This is a genomic window from Kitasatospora sp. LaBMicrA B282 (assembly GCF_050325825.1).
Classification (GTDB): domain Bacteria; phylum Actinomycetota; class Actinomycetes; order Streptomycetales; family Streptomycetaceae; genus Kitasatospora.
Genome location: NZ_JBNQTI010000347.1, coordinates 1 through 1,850 on the forward strand (window position 1 = coordinate 1; position 1,850 = coordinate 1,850).

Consider the following 1,850-nt stretch of genomic DNA (forward strand, 5'->3'; position numbering starts at 1 on the left):
GACCGCCGCCCGCAGCGCGGGCAGCGCGCGCCCGGTGCCGCACCCCGCGTCCAGCACCGCGCCCCCCGGCGGCGGGGCCAGCTCCGCGACGGCGGCGGCGTAGCGCGGGCCGTCGTCCGGGAACCTCTCCTCCCAGCCGGCGGCCCGGGCCGCGAAGAAGTCACGGGTGCGGGCGAGTTCGGCGGCGTGCGGGTCCATCCGAGCAGGCTACCCGTGACCCGGGGCGAGGTGGGTCGTTGAGTGGGACAGGGACGGTCGGCGACGACTCGTGACCGGTAGTGAACTAAGGTAAGGCTAACCTTAGTTTCGCGTTCGGTCTCCCGAGTTTTGGAGTTCCCCCGTGACCCTCACCGCCGAACCCCCCTGCGACTCCCCGGCCGCCGGCGAGGCGATCCTGCGCCGCCAGCGGGTGCGCGAGTCCGCCGCCCGCACCTACGCGCGCTCCTTCCCGATCGTCCCGGTGCGCGCGGCCGGTATGACCGTCGAGGGCGCCGACGGCCGCCGCTACCTCGACTGCCTGGCCGGGGCCGGCACCCTGGCGCTCGGCCACAACCACCCCGTGGTGCTCGCCGCGATCCGCCGCACCCTGGACGGCGGCGCCCCGCTGCACCTGCTCGACCTGGCCAGCGCCGACAAGGACGACTTCACCACCGCGCTGCTGGAGAGCCTGCCCGCCGAGTTCGCCGCCCGCGCCCGGGTGCACTTCTGCAGCCCGGCCGGCACCGACGCGGTGGAGGCCGCGCTCAAGCTGATGCAGACCGCCACCGGCCGGCGCGGCGCGCTCGCCTGCACCGGCGGCTACCACGGGATGACCGCCGGTGCGCTCGCGCTGACCGGCAACGTCGGGGTCAAGCAGGCACTGCCGTCCGGCGGCGAGGTCACCCGGCTGCCCTACCCGTTCGCCTACCGCTGTCCGTTCGGGGTCGGCGGCAGCGAGGGCGAGCGACTGGCCGCGGTCTACGCCGAGCGGCTGCTCGACGACCCGTGCGGCGGGGTGGTGCGGCCGGCGGCGATGATCGTCGAGGCGGTGCAGGGCGAGGGCGGCGCGGTGCCGGCGCCGGACGGCTGGCTGCGCGAGATGCGCCGGATCACCGCCGAGCGGTCGATCCCGCTGATCCTGGACGAGGTGCAGACCGGCGTCGGCCGGACCGGGGCGATGTGGGCGGTCGAGCACAGCGGGATCACGCCGGACGCGATGGTGCTCTCCAAGGCGATCGGCGGCTCGCTGCCGCTGGCCGTGGTGGTCTACCGGGAGGAGTTCGACGGCTGGCGGCCCGGCGCGCACACCGGCACCTTCCGCGGCAACACCCTGGCGATGGCGGCCGGTGCGGCCACCCTGCGGTACGTCGCCGAGCACGGGCTGGCCGCCCGGGCGGCCGAGGTCGGGCGGCGGCTGATGGACGAGTTGACGACCTTGCGGACCCGGCTGCCGGTGATCGGCGACGTGCGCGGGCGCGGGCTGATGATCGGGGTGGAGCTGGTCGACCCGGCGTTGCCCGCGGACTCCTGCGGCGCGCACCCGGCGGACCCGGCGCTCGCGGTGCGGGTGCGCGCCGCCGCGCTGGACCGCGGGCTGATCGTCGAGCTCGGCGGGCGGCACGACGCGGTGCTGCGGCTGCTGCCGCCGCTGACCATCACCGACGAGCAGGCCGGCGCGGTGCTGGAGCGGCTGGCCGAGGCGATCGAGGCGGCCGCCCGGGGTGGGGCGTGACCGACGGCTCGAGTCACCCGGCCGGGGAGAGCGCGGACGGCTTCCCGCTGCCCCCGCTCTCCGGCGGCGCCGCCGGCCCCGCCGCGCTGCGGCCGCTGGTCGACGCGGTGCTGGAGGCGCTGGCGGCCGGCCGGGCCCG

The 1,850-nt window shown here is 77.1% G+C and carries 1 protein-coding gene and 1 pseudogene; one reads left to right on the forward strand and one right to left on the reverse strand.

What is annotated here, in order from left to right; genetic code table 11:
* Window positions 1–198, reverse strand: a pseudogene (locus tag ACQRUO_RS39320) (SAM-dependent methyltransferase); the annotation flags it as partial.
* Window positions 199–340: 142 nt separating this feature from the next.
* Here ACQRUO_RS39320 and ACQRUO_RS39325 point away from each other — a divergent pair.
* On the forward strand, window positions 341–1,711 hold the full coding sequence (locus tag ACQRUO_RS39325; RefSeq protein WP_428320985.1) for a diaminobutyrate--2-oxoglutarate transaminase family protein: 1,371 nt from the start codon (window positions 341–343) through the stop codon (window positions 1,709–1,711).
* The last annotated feature ends 139 nt before the right edge of the window (window positions 1,712–1,850 follow it).